Origin of the sequence: Xylanimonas ulmi, from assembly GCF_004216535.1 — a bacterium.
Taxonomy (GTDB): Bacteria; Actinomycetota; Actinomycetes; order Actinomycetales; family Cellulomonadaceae; genus Xylanimonas; species Xylanimonas ulmi.
Genome location: NZ_SGWX01000001.1, coordinates 2,813,142 through 2,828,585, shown reverse-complemented (window position 1 = coordinate 2,828,585; position 15,444 = coordinate 2,813,142). Strand labels below are relative to the sequence as shown.

At 74.1% G+C, this 15,444-nt stretch carries 15 protein-coding genes and 3 tRNA genes; 7 read left to right on the top strand and 11 right to left on the bottom strand.

The window, feature by feature from the left end:
* The first annotated feature begins 9 nt into the window (after positions 1–9).
* Together purF and purM are read left to right on the top strand one after the other, a co-directional pair.
* A complete protein-coding gene (gene purF, locus EV386_RS13145) occupies positions 10–1,557 on the top strand; it encodes an amidophosphoribosyltransferase (RefSeq protein WP_130415668.1) in 1,548 nt (515 codons plus the stop codon).
* Positions 1,558–1,585: 28 nt separating this feature from the next.
* On the top strand, positions 1,586–2,710 hold the full coding sequence (gene purM / locus EV386_RS13140; protein WP_130415666.1) for a phosphoribosylformylglycinamidine cyclo-ligase: 1,125 nt from the start codon (positions 1,586–1,588) through the stop codon (positions 2,708–2,710).
* A gap of 84 nt (positions 2,711–2,794) precedes the next feature.
* Here purM and EV386_RS13135 read toward each other — a convergent pair whose 3' ends face one another.
* Positions 2,795–2,992 carry a DUF3073 domain-containing protein gene (locus tag EV386_RS13135; RefSeq protein WP_130415664.1) on the bottom strand — a complete coding sequence of 66 codons (198 nt, stop codon included), beginning with the start codon at positions 2,990–2,992 and terminating at the stop codon, positions 2,795–2,797.
* 298 nt (positions 2,993–3,290) lie between these two features.
* On the opposite strand from EV386_RS13135, the gene EV386_RS13130 reads away from it, so the two are divergent.
* On the top strand, positions 3,291–3,500 hold the full coding sequence (locus EV386_RS13130; RefSeq protein WP_130415662.1) for a BldC family transcriptional regulator: 210 nt from the start codon (positions 3,291–3,293) through the stop codon (positions 3,498–3,500).
* A gap of 122 nt (positions 3,501–3,622) precedes the next feature.
* Here EV386_RS13130 and EV386_RS13125 read toward each other — a convergent pair whose 3' ends face one another.
* The 5 genes from EV386_RS13125 to EV386_RS13105 form a co-directional block, all read right to left on the bottom strand.
* A complete protein-coding gene (locus EV386_RS13125; RefSeq protein WP_130415660.1) occupies positions 3,623–3,976 on the bottom strand; it encodes a DUF3618 domain-containing protein in 354 nt (117 codons plus the stop codon).
* Positions 3,973–4,389 (bottom strand): phage holin family protein, encoded by a 417-nt coding sequence (locus tag EV386_RS13120; RefSeq protein WP_130415659.1) that lies wholly within the window; start codon positions 4,387–4,389, stop codon positions 3,973–3,975. Before EV386_RS13120 ends, EV386_RS13125 begins: the two co-directional genes overlap by 4 nt.
* A gap of 143 nt (positions 4,390–4,532) precedes the next feature.
* A tRNA-Phe gene (locus EV386_RS13115) sits at positions 4,533–4,605 on the bottom strand.
* A gap of 49 nt (positions 4,606–4,654) precedes the next feature.
* Positions 4,655–4,728, bottom strand: a tRNA-Asp gene (locus EV386_RS13110).
* Positions 4,729–4,826: 98 nt separating this feature from the next.
* A tRNA-Glu gene (locus EV386_RS13105) sits at positions 4,827–4,902 on the bottom strand.
* Positions 4,903–4,938: 36 nt separating this feature from the next.
* On the opposite strand from EV386_RS13105, the gene EV386_RS13100 reads away from it, so the two are divergent.
* Positions 4,939–5,289, top strand: coding sequence for a metallopeptidase family protein (locus EV386_RS13100; protein ID WP_130415657.1), 351 nt, complete (start codon positions 4,939–4,941; stop codon positions 5,287–5,289).
* Between the two features lie 3 nt (positions 5,290–5,292).
* On the opposite strand, the gene EV386_RS13095 is transcribed toward EV386_RS13100, so the two are convergent.
* Positions 5,293–6,051 carry a helix-turn-helix domain-containing protein gene (locus tag EV386_RS13095; RefSeq protein ID WP_130415655.1) on the bottom strand — a complete coding sequence of 253 codons (759 nt, stop codon included), beginning with the start codon at positions 6,049–6,051 and terminating at the stop codon, positions 5,293–5,295.
* Positions 6,051–7,592 (bottom strand): APC family permease, encoded by a 1,542-nt coding sequence (locus EV386_RS13090; protein WP_130415653.1) that lies wholly within the window; start codon positions 7,590–7,592, stop codon positions 6,051–6,053. Before EV386_RS13090 ends, EV386_RS13095 begins: the two co-directional genes overlap by 1 nt.
* 203 nt (positions 7,593–7,795) lie before the next feature.
* Between EV386_RS13090 and EV386_RS13085 the strand changes: the two genes are divergently transcribed.
* From EV386_RS13085 to EV386_RS13075, 3 genes are read left to right on the top strand one after another with little or no spacing between them, the layout of a single operon-like run.
* Positions 7,796–9,286: an APC family permease gene (locus EV386_RS13085; protein WP_130415651.1), complete on the top strand. Its 1,491-nt coding sequence runs from the start codon at positions 7,796–7,798 to the stop codon at positions 9,284–9,286.
* A 10-nt stretch (positions 9,287–9,296) separates the two neighbouring features.
* Positions 9,297–11,351: a primary-amine oxidase gene (locus EV386_RS13080; RefSeq protein WP_130415649.1), complete on the top strand. Its 2,055-nt coding sequence runs from the start codon at positions 9,297–9,299 to the stop codon at positions 11,349–11,351.
* A 1-nt stretch (position 11,352) separates the two neighbouring features.
* A complete protein-coding gene (locus tag EV386_RS13075) occupies positions 11,353–12,030 on the top strand; it encodes a hypothetical protein (RefSeq protein WP_130415647.1) in 678 nt (225 codons plus the stop codon).
* Between the two features lie 96 nt (positions 12,031–12,126).
* On the opposite strand, the gene galE is transcribed toward EV386_RS13075, so the two are convergent.
* From galE to EV386_RS13060, 3 genes are all read right to left on the bottom strand, one after another.
* A complete protein-coding gene (galE, locus tag EV386_RS13070; protein WP_130415645.1) occupies positions 12,127–13,149 on the bottom strand; it encodes a UDP-glucose 4-epimerase GalE in 1,023 nt (340 codons plus the stop codon).
* Positions 13,150–13,207: 58 nt separating this feature from the next.
* Positions 13,208–14,455 (bottom strand): M15 family metallopeptidase, encoded by a 1,248-nt coding sequence (locus EV386_RS13065; RefSeq protein WP_130415643.1) that lies wholly within the window; start codon positions 14,453–14,455, stop codon positions 13,208–13,210.
* A gap of 168 nt (positions 14,456–14,623) precedes the next feature.
* Positions 14,624–15,376, bottom strand: coding sequence for a glycerophosphodiester phosphodiesterase (locus EV386_RS13060; protein ID WP_242607958.1), 753 nt, complete (start codon positions 15,374–15,376; stop codon positions 14,624–14,626).
* Positions 15,377–15,444 lie beyond the last annotated feature (68 nt).

Genomic DNA, 15,444 nt, shown 5'->3' with positions numbered 1-15,444 from the left:
ACTTGGGGCATGCCTCTGCGCCCTGACGGTCGCCTCAACCATGACCTGATGCCCGGCGAGAAGGGCCCCCAAGACGCCTGCGGCGTCTTCGGGGTCTGGGCCCCGGGCGAGGAGGTCGCCAAGCTCGCCTACTTCGGGCTCTACGCGCTGCAGCACCGCGGCCAGGAGTCGGCGGGCATCGCGACCTCGAACGGTGAGCAGATCCTCGTCTACAAGGACATGGGCCTGGTCTCGCAGGTCTTCGACGAGACCGCGCTCGACGCCCTGCACGGCCACATCGCCGTCGGGCACTGCCGTTACTCGACGACGGGCGGCGTCACCTGGGAGAACGCCCAGCCGACGCTCGGCGCGACGGCGTCGGGCACCGTGGCCCTCGGGCACAACGGCAACCTCACCAACTCGGCCGAGCTCGTGAACCTGGTCGCCGAGCGCTACGGCGCGCAGCGCCGCGGCGAGCTCGCGCGCGGCAACACCACCGACACCGCGCTGGTCACCGCGCTGCTGGCGGGCGACCCCGACCACACGCTCGAGGCGACCGCGCTCGAGGTGCTGCCGCGCCTGCGCGGCGCGTTCTCGCTCGTCTTCATGGACGAGCGCACCCTGTACGCCGCGCGCGATCCGCAGGGTGTGCGCCCGCTCGTGCTGGGGCGCCTGGCGCGCGGCTGGGTCGTGGCGTCCGAGACGCCGGCGCTCGACATCGTCGGGGCGAGCTACGTGCGCGAGGTCGAGCCGGGCGAGCTCATCATGATCGACGGCGACGGCCTGCGCTCGCGCAAGTTCGCCGAGCCGCAGCGCGCCGGGTGCGTCTTCGAGTACGTGTACCTGGCCCGCCCGGACACCGTCATCGCCGGCCGCTCGGTGCACTCGGCGCGCGTCGAGATGGGCCGCACGCTCGCCAAGGAGCACCCCGTCGAGGCCGACTTGGTCATCCCGACTCCCGAGTCGGGCACCCCGGCCGCGGTCGGGTACGCGCAGGAGTCGGGCATCCCGTTCGGCCAGGGCCTGACCAAGAACGCCTACGTGGGCCGCACCTTCATCCAGCCCTCGGACACGCTGCGCCAGCTCGGCATCCGGCTCAAGCTCAACCCGCTGCGCGAGGTCATCCGCGGCAAGCGGCTCGTCGTCGTCGACGACTCGATCGTGCGCGGCAACACCCAGCGCGCGCTCGTGCGCATGCTGCGCGAGGCCGGGGCCGCCGAGGTGCACGTGCGCATCTCGTCCCCGCCCGTGACGTGGCCGTGCTTCTACGGCATCGACTTCGCCTCGCGCGCCGAGCTCATCGCCAACGGGCTGACCACCGAGGAGATCGGCCAGTCGCTCGGCGCCGACTCGCTCGGCTACATCTCGCTCGACGGCATGATCGCCGCGACCCAGCAGCCCGCCTCGCAGCTGTGCGCCGCGTGCTTCACGGGCAAGTACCCGATCGAGCTGCCGCCCGAGGACCAGCTCGGCAAGCACCTGCTGGAGCAGGAGGAGCTGCCGCTCGGCGCCCCCGAGGACGGGCTTCGCTCGCTCTCGGTCGCCGTGGGCGGCGCGAGCGCCCTGGCCCACCCGTGAGCGCGACCATCGAACGCAGGGAGACTGAGTGACCACCGAAGGCCTGACCTACGCCGCCGCCGGCGTCGACACCGAGGCGGGCGACAAGGCCGTCGAGCTCATGAAGGACGCCGTGCGCCGCACGCACGGCCCCGCGGTGCTCGGCGGTGTGGGCGGCTTCGCCGGCCTGTACGACCTGTCGGCGTTCAAGGAGTACCGCGCGCCGCTGCTGGCGACCTCGACCGACGGCGTCGGCACCAAGGTCGCCATCGCCCAGGCGCTCGACAAGCACGACACCATCGGGTTCGACCTGGTCGGCATGGTCATCGACGACATCGTCGTGGTGGGCGCCAAGCCGCTGTTCATGACCGACTACATCGCCACGGGCAAGGTGGTCCCCGAGCGCGTCGCCGACATCGTGCGCGGCATCGCCCAGGCGTGCGAGGTCGCGGGCGCGGCGCTGGTCGGCGGCGAGACCGCCGAGCACCCCGGACTGCTCGCGCCCGACGAGTACGACGTCGCCGGCGCCGTGACCGGCATCGTCGAGGCCGACCGCGTGCTGGGTCCCGACCGTGTGCGCGCGGGCGACGTGCTCATCGCCATGGCCTCCTCGGGCCTGCACAGCAACGGCTACTCGCTGGTGCGCGCCGTCGTCAAGCACGCGGGCTGGTCGCTCGACCGGCACGTCGACGACCTCGGCCGCACGCTCGGCGAGGAGCTGCTGGAGCCCACGCGCGTGTACGCCTCCGACATCCTCGCGCTCCTGGAGCACAACGAGACGGCCGCGGCCGGCGCCGCGATCCACGCCTTCACGCACGTCACCGGCGGCGGTCTGGCCGCCAACCTCGCGCGCGTGCTGCCCACGGGGCTCGTGGCCACGGTCGACCGCTCGACCTGGCAGGCGCCGCCCGTCTTCGGGCTGGTGCGCGCGCTGGGCCAGGTGCCCACCGCCGACCTGGAGGGCACGCTCAACCTGGGCGTCGGCATGGTCGCGGTGGTCGGTCCTGACGGCGTCGACGCCGTGCTCGCGCGGCTGGCCGCGCTGGGTGTGCCGGCGTGGGAGCTGGGGACGGTCGCCGAGCTCGGCGCGGACGACGCGGCGGCGAACCTGGTCGCCGGCACCAAGGGCGTCGACGGCGGCGCGGTGCGCCTGGTGGGCGACTACCGCTTCTGACCACCCGAAACCACCACCGCAGACGCACGAGGGCCGGACGGCACAGCCGTCCGGCCCTTCGTCACGTGCGGTGAGGCGCTGGGGTCAGCGCTCGTCGTCGTCCCACGCCGAGGGGTTGTCGTAGTCCTCCGTATGCGCGGAGTACCGGTCCTCGGTCGCGACGTCGGTGTGCCCGCTGCCTCGCAACTCCTGCTCCAGCGCGTGGTAGTTCGTCGCAGGGCTGAAGTACTTCAGCTCGCGAGCAACCTTGGTCTGCTTCGCCTTCTGACGGCCGCGGCCCATGGCTCCCCCTCAACGTGGAGCGGGGCGGCAACGTCTCAGACGTGCGGCCCCGGATCAAGTGCGTGTCTGTTCAAGGTCCAACGGTACATGAGCGCCAGGCATTCTCTCCACTCCGGCGTCCGGAACCGGTCTCCCGCGGCGAGACGGAGTGTCACGCGGTGGGGTGGATGAGACGTTTTCATCCACCCCCAAGTCGCACATATCGGCCATGGGGCGACAATGAGTGAACGCGGTCGTACGCGCGTCGCGGGCTCGCCATGGAGCCCCGTCATCAGTTGCTGCGACAGGGAGGTACCGGATGTCGATCCACGGAGAGTCCGAGGTTCTGCTTACGCCGGCCGAGGTCGCGAGCCTTTTCCGGGTCGACCCCAAGACGGTGACGCGCTGGGCCAAGGCGGGCAAGCTCTCGTCGATCCGCACGCTCGGCGGTCACCGGCGATACAAGGAGGCCGAGGTGCGCGCGTTGCTGGGCGCTGCGTCGGAGGACGCCGAGACCCAGGTGCAGTAGGCGTCGTCGCGGCGGGGCTGCCGATCCGGGAGGCTTCCCCGGCGGACCGCAGGTGACAGCGATGCGCCGCGAGGTGACACTGTGACGGACGTCTCATGATGAGGCGTCCGTTGACAGGTCCGTCAGCGCCGCACGCGACGTGCGACGGCGATCGCGACCGTCACGGCCACGGCGGCCGCGCCGACGAGTAGCGCCTTGGCGTTGCGTGCGCGGCGCGCGTCGTCCTGTGGCAGCCCGCTGCCGGTGAGGAACGCCGCCGCGTCGGTGGCGGCCTGCTGGGTCGAGTCCTTGAGCCGGTTCGCCTGATAGGCGGGGGACAGGCGCGTGGACAATGCGTCGAGCGTCGCGCCGAGCTCGGCGCGGGTGCGCGCGACCTCGGCCTGAAGGTCGGCCGTGGTGGGCGCCTTGCCCGTGGGGGCCGCGCCCGTGCCGGGGGCCGAGCCGTCGGCGGGCTGGGGGAGCTGGTCCGCAGTCACGGCTGGTCCTCCTTGTGGGACGCAGTGGCGAGGTGGCTGCGGACCGTGTCGATGTCCGACCTCACCCGGTCGATCGACTCGGGGCGCTTGGCGGCCCGCTGAAGCAGTCTGACGCCGCCTGCGACGAGCCCGCCCGCCGCCAGCAGCATGACGACGCTGATGACCAGCGCCGACAGCCACAGCGGCCACGCCTCGCCCAGGCCGAGGACGGCGGACCAGATGAGCACGCCGATCGCATAGGCCACGATGACGCCCGCGCACGCGATGAGCCCGACGCCGATCCCGGAGGCCTTGGCCTTGGCGGACATCTCCGCCTTCGCGAGAGCGATCTCCGCGCGCACGAGCCGGGTGGTCTGCTCGGAGAGTTGCTCGACGAGCCTGCCGAGGGTGGGGGAGTCGTCCCGGTCATCCATGGTCACACTCAACCCGTTCACGCTGGTCGCGGCAATCCCAGCCGACAACGTCGGCGCTGCGGGAGTGCCGGGAACGACAAAGCCCCCGGATCCGTGCGGATCGGGGGGCTTGACGAGCGGCCGCGGTGGCGCGGCGACCTGGGTGGCTCCGAGGGGCGTCGATCCCCTGACCTCACGATTTTCAGTCGTGCGCTCTACCAACTGAGCTACAGAGCCTTGGACACCAACGCCCGGTGGCCGTTGCCGACACCGGGCGCCGCATGCGCGACCCTGACGGGACTTGAACCCGCGACCTCCGCCGTGACAGGGCGGCGCGCTAACCAACTGCGCTACAGGGCCTTGGCCTTCGCGATCTCCTCGCTTGGGCCGGGTAGAAGCGTACCCCACGAGCGAGCCAAACTCTAAATCGGCCCCTGACCTGCGCGAAGACACTCCCTTGGTACCCCCAACGGGATTCGAACCCGTGCTACCGCCGTGAAAGGGCGGGGTCCTAGGCCGCTAGACGATGGGGGCAGGACGCGTCGATCTTACCTGGGGGAGGATGGGGGGATGGAGTTCTCGCGCGCCGACTTCGAAGACGCCGTGTCGGACGCGCTCGACTTGGTGCCGGCGGACCTGACCGCGGTCATGGACAACGTCGTCGTGCTGGTCGAGGACGACGCCCCGGCCTCCGACCCCGAACTGCTCGGCCTCTACGAGGGCGTCCCGCTCACCGAGCGTGACCTGTCGTGGGCCGCGGGCGCCCTGCCCGACCGCATCACGATCTTCCGCAACCCGACCCTGGCCATCTGCGAGACGCGCGAGGACGTCGTCGATGAGGTCGCGATCACCGTGGTCCACGAGATCGCCCACCACTTCGGCATCGACGACGAGCGGCTGCACGAACTCGGCTGGGACTGAGCCTCACGCGAGCAGCGGCCCCAGGTCGTCCGCCGCCGCGCGCAGGCGCTCGGCCGCCGCATCCGGGTCGGGGAGGCGGTCGGCGGGGGCGAGCGCGACAAGCGCCGCGACCGGGGCGCCGTCCTCGTCGACGACGGCGGCGGCCAGCGCCGTCCACGCGCCCACGGTGCGCGCGACGTCGGTTGTGCCCGCGGTGCGCGCGACGGCTGTGTCTGCGGTGCGCGCGACGTCGCCGGCGGAGCGCGCCGCGTCGCCTGCGGCTGCGGCCAGGTCGGCGCAGACGCCGTCGAGCAGCCCGCGCACGTCGGCGTCCGCCGCCAAGGGGAAGTCCGGGTCCTCGTCGCCCACGACCGGCCCCTGGCCGTCGAGCCGCACCAGGTGGACGCCGCCGCGCAGGCCCGCGCGCAGGCGCGCCAACACCTCGCGCGCGGCGCGGGGCGGGCGCGCGGGCGGGGGCGGCGCGCTCGCGAGCGCCGCGACCCGGCTGCCCAGCGCGAACCCGCGCAAATCGGGCAAGCGCACCAGATACTCGTCCTCGACCAACACCTGCACCAGCCGGTAGGTGGTGGCGCGTGAGAGGCCGAGCGCCGCCGAGACCTCCTGCGCGGTGATCCCACCCCCCGACGCCGCGACGCACTCGAGCACCTGGAGGGCATGGCGCACGACGCGCGGCTGACGGCCCCGTACCTCGTCCTCGGCCGGTGGGGTCGCGCCCAGGAGACGCGCAGCCGCGTCGGGGCGGGCGAAGATCGGGCGGCCCATCAGGCGGCCTCGCCATCGACGGCGGGCGTCCGGGGCGAGCCCGGTGTGCCCGGGTTGGTGGGCGTGCCCGGCGGGGGCGTCCAGGCAGACGCGCCCAGCAGGTCGGCGACGACGGGCTCGTCATGCACCCCGAGCCGCGCGCGCAGGTGTGGACGACGGCGCAGGCGCCCCAGCCCCATCGCGGCGCCCGCGAGCAGCAGCGCCACGAACAGCGCCGCGCCCGCGCGCCGGGCGGCGCCGGTCTGGAGCGCCAGCGTGGCCAGGAGAGCGCCACCCAGCGCCGTCGCCGTCACCCCGGCGAGCACCACGGCCGGGCGCGTCACCTCCCCGACGCGCACGAGGAACGCCGGCACCGCCGCGCACACGAGCGCGTACGCGGTCACGTACCCACCGGCCGAGACCACGAGCAGCGCCTGCATCGTGGGCCACAGGCGGGCGCCGGCCATGACCGCGACGACGGGCGCCGCGGTCAGCACGGGCAGCGCGATCGCGAGCGCCGTCGACGGCGTGCCGTGCTCGGGGTGCGCGCGCCCGAGCGCGCTCGGGACCAGACCCTCGCGCGCCATGGTGAACAGCACGCGCACGAGCGCCGTGCTGGAGGCGATCGCGCAGGCGAGGAACGAGGCCACCACGCCGACGTCGAGCACCGGCCCGGCCCAGCCGACCCCGAAGGCCGCGGTGAGCTCGTCGGAGGGCGAGACGCCCGCGGCCAGGTCCAGGCCCACCTGGGCGTAGCCGACGAGCTGGGCCGCGGCGGCGCCCAGATAGAGCACCCCCGCGCCGAGGGCCGTCCAGATGATCGCCCGCGGGACGGTGCGGAACGGGCGGCGCGCCTCGGCGCCCAGCGTGGCCGCGCTCTCGAAGCCGACGAACGCCGTCAGCGCGACGACGGCGCCCACCGCGACGTCGCCGGGCGAGGTGTGCGGGGTCAGGGCGCTCGCGGACGGCGGGCCCGCGGTGACCAGCAGCGCGACCACGAGCGCCCCGATGAGCGTCATCGAGACGACCTCGGCCACGAGCGCGACGCGCGCCGAGCGCCGGATGCCGCGGCGCAGCACCCACCACGCCACGGCGCCCAGCCCTACGACGACGACCAGCGCCGGCAGGTCGCCCGCGGCGCCGTCGTGCGCGAGCGAGGGCCACGCGCGGGCGAGCAGGAGCTGGGCGTACCAGCCGCCCCCGGCCAGCGCGAACATCGTGATGAACCCGTACCCGAGCAGCATCGCGACGCCGGTGACGACCCCGGCGCGCGGTCCCAGCCCGCGCACCACGAACGTGTAGAGCGAGCCGGTCGCGGCGATGCGGCGCGTGAACTGGTTGACGCACGCGGCCACCGCGCCCGCGAGCGCCAGCGCGATCGTCACCGAGGCCAGCACCGACCCGCCGCCCGCGACCGTCGCGACGAGCAGCGGCAGCGTCGTCGCCGCGGCGGCCGGGGCGACCGCGGACACGGGCTGGGCGAGCACGTCGAGCGCGGGCAGCGAGCGCCGCGCCAGACCGTGCACGGGGGAGCGGACGGCGACGACGGGGCGGGATCTCACGCGCGCGACCGTACCGGGGGCTCGTTGCGCCGGGCCCCGGCTTGTGTTTCGGCGATGTGACCGCGAACGAGACGGGCGCGCGCACGTGTCTCACACACACGCCGCCAGGGTTTACGGGGCCGAGACGGCGGGGCAACCGCGGCCCACGACCCTGGTCACGCCACGACCCGCCGCTGCGCGCAGCGCCCCACCCAGGAGGTCCGATGACCGCCCCCACCTCGACCGCCGGCCCCGCGCCGGCCGCCCCGCCCGCCGCCGGGCCACGCGCCCTGACCGGGCGGCTCGGCCCGGTCGCCATCGTGTTCATGGTCGTCGCGGCCGCGGCGCCGCTGACCGTCGTCGGCGGGGCCGCCCCGCTCGGCATCCTGCTCGGCAACGGCGTCGGGTTCCCGGCGCTGTACGCGCTGTCCGGCGTGATCCTGCTGCTGTTCTCGGTCGGCCTCGCGGCCATGACGCGCGTCGTGCCGCGGCCGGGGGCGTTCTTCTCGTTCGTCGGGTACGGGCTCGGGCGCCGCCCCGGGCTGGCCGCCGCGTACCTCGCGCTGCTGACCTACACGACCATCCAGGTGTCCGTGTACGGGTACATCGGGTTCATCATGTCGGGCACGCTCGCCGGGCTCGGGCTGCCGACGCTGCCCTGGTGGGCGTGGGCGCTGGCGATCGTCGCCGTCGTGGGCGTGCTGGGCTACCGCCACATCGACCTGTCCTCGAAGGTGCTGGGCGCGCTGCTGGTGGGCGAGGTCGGGATCGTGCTCGCGATCGTGGCCGGGGTGCTGATCACAGGCGGGAACGAGGGTCTGTCCGCCGCGCCGTTCGCGCCGTCCGCGGTGCTGTCGGGCTCGCCCGCGATCGGCCTCATGTTCGCCATCGCCGCGTTCATCGGCTTCGAGGCGACGGCGATCTTCCGTGACGAGGCCCGCGACCCCGAGCGCACCATCCCGCGCGCCACCTACGCCGCCGTGATCGGCGTCGCCGTCTTCTACACGCTCGCCTCGTGGGGCCTGGTCATGGCGTGGGGTCCAGACCACGTGCTCGACGTCGCCGCGGCCGACCCGGGCGGCATGATCGTGGCGACCGCGGCCAAGTACCTCGGCACGGCGGGCCAGGTCGTCGTCCAGGTGCTGCTGGTGACCAGCATGTTCGCCTGCGTGCTCAGCTTCCACAACGTCATCACGCGCTACCAGCACACCCTGTCGAACGCGGGCCTGCTGCCCGCGGCGGTGGGCGCGGTGCACCCGCGGCACCTGTCGCCGTCGGCGTCCTCGCTGGTCCAGACGACGACGGCGGTCGCGCTCGTGGTCGTGTTCGCGGCGCTGGGGCTCGACCCGGTGCTCCAGGTCTTCACGTGGTTCGCCGGGGTGGCCACGCTCGCCATCACGATCCTCATGGCCGTCACCTCGCTGGCCGTCATCGTGTGGTTCCGCCGCACGCGGGTCGACGCCCGCCCCTGGCACACCCTCGTCGCCCCCGCGCTGGGCCTGCTCGGGCTCGCCGGGGCGGCCGCGGCGATCGTCGCGAACTTCCCCCTGCTGGTCGGCGACGTCGACGCCGCCGGCGCCCAGCGCTTCGGCGTCGTGTCGGGCGTGCTGCTCGCCCTGGTCGTGGCGCTGCCCGCGGTCGGCTGGGCGCAGGCGACCGTGCTGCGCCGTCGGCGCCCCCAGACCTACGCCCGCATCACCGACGCCATCGCCTGAGAGGACCACGATGACCGCCACGACCCCCACCCTGACCGCCCCCCACCCGCTCGCCACGCTCGCGGCCGACGAGATCACGGCCGCCGCCGCGATCGTCGCCGACGCCGGCCTGGTGCGCGAGACCACCAAGTTCGTCTACGTCGGGCTGCTCGAGGCGCCCAAGGCCCAGGTGCTCGCCTGGGAGTCGGGCGACGGCGACCTGCCCACCCGCCAGGTGCGCGTGCAGCTCCTCGAGCTCGCCACGGGCGTCCAGCACGACGCCGTCGTCGACGTGACGCGCGGCGACCTCGTCTCGGTCGAACGGCTCGACACCGCACAGGTGGGCCAGCTGCCCATCCTCGACGCCGAGTTCGAGCTGGTGCCCGGGATCGTGGCCGCCTCGCCCGAGTGGGTCGCGGCCCTGGCCGCGCGCGGCCTGACCCCGGAGCAGGTCGTGACCGTGCCGCTGTCGGCCGGCTCCTTCGGCCACGAGGACGAGGTCGGCAAGCGCATGGCGCGCGTGTTCGGCTTCCGCATGGACCACGAGGCCGACCACCCCTGGGCCCACCCGGTCGACGGGCTGGTCGCCTACGTGAACCTCACCACGGGCGAGGTCACCCGCGTCATCGACCACGCGCGCATGCCCGTGCCGGCCGAGCACGGCAACTACACCGACCCCGCGCTCGCCGGCCCGCCGCGCACCACGCTCAAGCCCATCGAGATCACCCAGCCCCAGGGCGCCAGCTTCCAGGTGTCCGACGACGGCGAGGTCACGTGGGAGGGCTGGCGCCTGCGCGTGGCGTTCGACGCGCGCGAGGGCCTGGTGCTGCACCGCATGTCGATCGCCGACGGCGACGAGCAGCGCCCGGTCGTCTACCGTGCCTCGATCTCCGAGATGGTCGTGCCCTACGCCGACCCGTCGCCCACGCGCTACTGGCAGAACTACTTCGACACGGGCGAGTACCTGTTCGGCCGCTACGTGAACTCGCTCGAGCTGGGCTGCGACTGCCTGGGCGAGATCCACTACCTCGACGTCACGCTCGCCGACGAGTCGGGCGCGCCGCGCGTGGTCAAGAACGGCGTCTGCATGCACGAGGAGGACTTCGGGGTGCTGTGGAAGCACTCCGACATCTTCACGGGCGTCAACGAGACCCGCCGCCAGCGGCGCATGGTCATCTCGTTCTTCACCACGGTGGGCAACTACGACTACGGCTTCTACTGGTACCTGTACCTCGACGGCACCATCGAGTGCGAGGCCAAGCTCACCGGATTCCTGTTCTCCTCGGCCTACCCGGGCGCGGGCGCCGACGGGCAGCCGTACCCGTTCGCCTCCGAGGTGGCGCCGGGCCTGGGCGCCCCCTACCACCAGCACCTGTTCTCCGCCCGGCTCGACCTCGACGTCGACGGCACGGCCAACGCCGTCGACGAGGTCGACGCCGTGCGCCTGCCGGTCAGCGGCGCCAACCCGTGGGGCAACGCGTTCACCTCGCGGCGCACGCGCCTGGCCTCGGAGTCACAGGCTGCGCGCCTGGCCGACGGCGCCGTGGGCCGCACCTGGCACATCAGCTCGACCGAGCGCGTCAACGCCCTCGGCCGGCCCACCGCCTACGCGCTCTACCCGCAGGAGACGCCGACCCTCATGGCGGCGCCCGAGTCCTCGATCGCCGCGCGCGCCGCGTTCGCGACCAAGCACGTGTGGGTCACCCAGTTCGCCGACGACGAGCGCTACGCCGCGGGCACCCACGTCAACCAGCACGCGGGCGGGGGCGGGCTGCCGGCCTTCCAGGCGGCCGACCGCTCACTTGAGGGCGCCGACGTCGTCCTATGGCACACGTTCGGTCTCACGCACTTCCCGCGCCCGGAGGACTGGCCCGTCATGCCCGTCGACTACGCGAAGTTCACGCTCAAGCCCTATGGGTTCTTCGACCGCAACCCCACACTCAACGTGCCCGCCTCGACGTCGTCGCACTGCGCGTCGTCGCTCGCCTCGACCGGGGCGCCTGGCGAGACTCCTGGTGGGGCGCTGGCCGGGCAGTGCTGCGGCGGCGCCCACGGCGACGGCCCCTGCCCGCACCACCACGGCTGACATGCACGGGCTGCACGTGGTGGCGCTGGTCCCGGCGGCGGTGACGGTGGCGTGCGCCGCCCGCCGCCCCGCCGGGACGGGCCGGGTCATCGCCGTGGCGACCGGCGCGCTCATGACCCTGGCCATGGCCGACCTCGCGGTGCTGCCGGGCGGGCTGCCCGCGCCGTTCTGGGCGGCGGCGATGCTCGGCGCGGGCGTCGTCGCCGCGGCGGTCGGCCGGGACCTCGACAGCGCGTGCCGGCCGCTGCACCTGCTGCACGTGTCCTGCCTGTTGGTCATGGCCGCGCTGACGCTCGCGGGCGCCGGCGGGCTCGGTGGCGTCGCCCCGGGCGCGGGCGCTGGCGGGCGCGCCAGTGGCCTGGCGGGTCACGCGGGTCACGCGGGCCACTCCGGGAGCCTCGGAAGCCTCGGCGACCTGGCGGCCGATCCACTGACCACGGTCGCCTTGGCCGGGGCGACGGCCGTCGTCGTCGCGGGAGTCGCGCTGACCCTCCGCCGCGTCCCCGAGCCACCCCGGGCCTCAGACCATGCGCCGGGCCGCATTCCCCAGCCATACCGCGCCCTGGACCACACGCCCGGCGCGGTCAGGCGCGCCACGGGGCTCGGCCCTGGCGCCCTGGCCCGCGCCGAGGCGCTTGCCGGGGCCGGCGCCGTGGCCCTCATGGCGCTCGCGCACTGAGGGCCACCGCGTCACCGCGTCAACGCGGCAGTTCGTCGTCAGCGCGGCAGCCCGAGCGCACGAGTTGACGACGAACTGCCGCGTGGACGGGCGGCCTCAGGCCTCGGGGTAGCCCGTGGGGTTCTGGGACTGCCAGCGCCAGCTGTCGGCGCACATGTCGTCGATGGTGCGCGTCGCGCGCCAGCCCAGCTCGACGTGGGCGCGTGTCGGGTCGGCGTACGAGGCGGGCAGGTCGCCGTCGCGGCGCGGGCCGACCGTGTAGGGCAGCTCGCGGCCCACGGCGCGCTCGAACGCGCGCAGCAGCGCCAGCACCGAGGTGCCCGTGCCGGTGCCGAGGTTGAACGCCCGGACCGGCGTCGACATCGCGTCGAGGTGGTCGAGCGCGGCCACGTGCCCCGTGGCGAGGTCCTCGACGTGGATGTAGTCGCGCTCGCCGGTGCCGTCGGCCGTCGGGTAGTCGTCGCCGTGCACCGTCAGGCGCTCGCGGCGGCCCACCGCGACCTGGGACAGGAACGGCATGAGGTTGTTGGGGATGCCCGACGGGTCCTCGCCGATGCGGCCCGACGCGTGCGCCCCGACCGGGTTGAAGTAGCGCAGCAGCGCCACCCGCCACGCCGGGTTGACCGCGGCGACGTCGGTGAGGATCCGCTCGATCATCACCTTGGTCTGGCCGTAGGGGTTGGTGGACTCCAGGTACTCCCAGTCCTCGCGGTACGGCACGGGCGCCTTCTCGCCGTACACGGTGGCTGAGGACGAGAACACGAACCGGCGCACGTCGTGGCGGGCCATCGCCTCGACCAGCGAGAGCGTGCTGTCGACGTTGTTGCGGTAGTACAGGGCCGGCTTGGCGACCGACTCGCCGACCGCCTTGAGCCCCGCGAAGTGGATGACGGCGTCGAAGTGCTCGGCCTCGAAGAGCGCGTCGGTGCGCTCGGCGTCGGTCAGGTCGAACCTGTGCACCGGGATCGGGAGCCCGGACAGCTCTTCGAGGCGCCCCACCACCGCCGGCTTCGCGTTGGCGAAGCTGTCGACGACGACGACGTCGTGCCCGGCGGCGAGAAGGGCGAGGACCGTGTGGGACCCGATGTAGCCGGCACCACCGGCGACCAGAACGCGCATGGCTGACAGGCTAGCGGGGACCGGGGCGGGCGACGCGCGCTTTGTCCGCACCGTCCGCTCAACCCGTGTACTCCCAGTGCCACGGCTCGGGCTTGCTGCCGCCGGGCCGGGCCCAGTCCGGGTTGACCCAGCCGAAGGCCGCGGCGTGCTCGGCCAGCCACGCGTAGCCCTCGCCGCCGAAGCGCGCGACGCTCCCGCCGAGGTCCACCGCCACGCCCCACCCGTGGTTCGAGGTGCCCGGGACGGCGGCCCAGAACCCGCGGGCGCGCTTGGTCGCGACCTGCGCCGCGTACGAGCGGTAGGAGTCGACGACGTCGAGGTGCGTGCCGAACCGTGCGAAGAACGCCTCGTTCAGGCGTTCGAGCTGGACCGCCGCGTCGGCGCGCAGCGACTCGCCCGGCGCCCACGGCAGCTCGCGCAGCACGCTCGCCGGGATCTGCCCGTTGCCGTACCCGGCCGCCGAGGCGGCCAGCTCGGCCAGGTGGGCGGCGTCGGCCGCGGCCTCGGCGGCCTTCTCCGCCGCGATCTGCTCCGCCGTCGGCGGCGCGGGCGTCACCACAACGGTTGACGATCCGGTCTCGATGAGCCCCTTCAGCGTCTCGGACTGCTGGGTCAGGGCGGCCGCGACGGCCAGCGCGGGACCGAGCGCGACGTCGGCCGCGTCGGCCGCCGCGGTCACCGCCGCGTCCGCGGCCGCGATGACGGCCTCGCTCGGCGTGCGGGTGGTGGAGGCCGTCTCGGGGGCATTCTCGGCCTGCGCGGGGGCGGCGGTCGCGTCGGCGGGCTCGGGCAGGTCCGTGGGCTCGACCGAGGGGGCGGCCTGGGTGAGCGCCGCCTCGGCGGCGTCCTGCGCGGCCGCGGCGGCGTCCGACGGGGACTCGGGCGCGGCGCGCCGCAGCAGCTCGCGCACGACGGCGGTGGTCTGGGCGATCTCCTCGACGTCCTCGGCGGGCGCGTCGGCGCTCTCGGCGGCGACGTGCTCGGCCTTGACCAGCACGCCTGACGCCTGGGCGACGGCCGCCTCGACCTCGGGCGTGGTCTGCGGCGCCGCGGTGACCACGACGGCCTCGGGCGACGGCGTGGGCGCGGTCCCCGAGATGGTGACGGCGTGGGCGTCGATTGTGTCGGCGGCGCGCTGGGCCTGGGCCGGCGCGGCGGGGAGGGACTCGGGGACCACCGTCGTGGCGGTGAGCGCGGCGACGGCGGCCGTGGCGAGGCCGGTCGTCATGGCGCGGCGGCGCGGGACGCGGCGTGCGCGCGTGGTCGGCTGGCGCAGCGAGGCACGGGTCGGGTGGCACTGAGGCAAGACGGCTCCTCGGTCGTGGCGTGAGTGGTCTGACCAAACCACTGGCGCGTAGTGACCGAGGGCAGGGCGCGGGACGACTAGGGGAGGGCGAGAGGACCGTCTGAGTGGCGGCGCGCCACACCCGGGTGGCGCGAGGTGATCTTGAGGGTGGCGCTGAGTAGTGACGCCTTAGGCGGCGAACCGGCCCGCGAGCCAGCCCGCGAGGCGGTCGGGCCGGTCGGTGATGATCGCGTCGACCCCCGCGGCCACGAGCGCCTCCCACTGCGCGACGTCGTCGGCGGTCCACACCATCACCTGCAGCCCGGCGTCGTGCAGCAGCGGCACCAGGCTGTCGTCGGCCAGCACCAGGTCGACGTCCGGGTTGCACGTCATGACGTCGAGTTGGGCGCACAGGTCGGCGAGCGGCTCGTGGCGCTGCTCGATGAGCCAGCCGCGGCGCAGGTGGGGCGCGGCCTCGCGCAGCGCGATCACCGTCTCGGGGTAGAACGACTGCACGATCGTGCGCGACCCCAGGCCGGCGGAGTCGATGGCTGCGGTGACGCGCGCGGCGTCGGCGGTCGACCAGACGCCCTTGAGCTCCAGCAGCAGGCCCGTGCCGGGGCGGTCGCCCAGGAGGGTGAGGACCTCGCCGAGCGTGGGGATGCGCTCGCCCGCGAAGGCTGGCGCGAACCATCCGCCCGCGTCGAGCGCGCGCAGGTCGGTGAGCGACATCTCGGCGACCTCGCCGCGGCCGTCGGTCGTGTCGTCGACCGTCTCGTCGTGGATGACGACGATGGCGCCGTCGGACGAGAGTTGGATGTCGCACTCGATCATCGCGGCGTCGGCGCGCCACGCGCACTCGAAGGCGGCAAGGGTGTTCTGGGGCGCGACCGCGCTGTTGCCGCGGTGCGCGACGACCTGGGGGATCACCGGGGAGGGCACGCGCACATCGTGGCACCGCGACGGCGCGGGCGCTACGGAGGCGTTCACTCCGACGGCGTGCGAGGCCG